The following is a 278-nucleotide window of genomic DNA, read 5'->3' on the forward strand; positions in this document are numbered from 1 at the left end:
CCACCAGCGAGGACGAGCACGCCGTGTCGACGGTGACGGCGGGACCTTCCAGCCCGAAGAAGTAGGCCAGGCGTCCGGAGACGATGCTTCCCGAGTTGCCGGTGCCGAGGAATCCCTCGACGTCCTCGGGGATGTGGGGCAGCAGCCGGGCGGCGTAGTCCTGCTGCATCAGGCCGACGTACGTGCCGACCGGGGCTCCGCGCAGGGTGGACGGGTCGATGGCGGCGCGCTCGAAGAGCTCCCAGGTGGTTTCCAGCAGCAGCCGCTGCTGCGGGTCC

General features: G+C 70.5%; 1 protein-coding gene. It reads right to left on the reverse strand.

Features of this window, described 5'->3' with window-relative positions; genetic code table 11:
* Positions 1–278, reverse strand: a 278-nt coding sequence (locus tag VR45_RS40810; protein ID WP_045945035.1) for a beta-ketoacyl synthase N-terminal-like domain-containing protein, incomplete at both ends; no start/stop codon positions are given.

It is taken from the genome of Streptomyces sp. NRRL S-495 (assembly GCF_000966955.1).
GTDB lineage: Bacteria > Actinomycetota > Actinomycetes > Streptomycetales > Streptomycetaceae > Kitasatospora > Kitasatospora purpeofusca.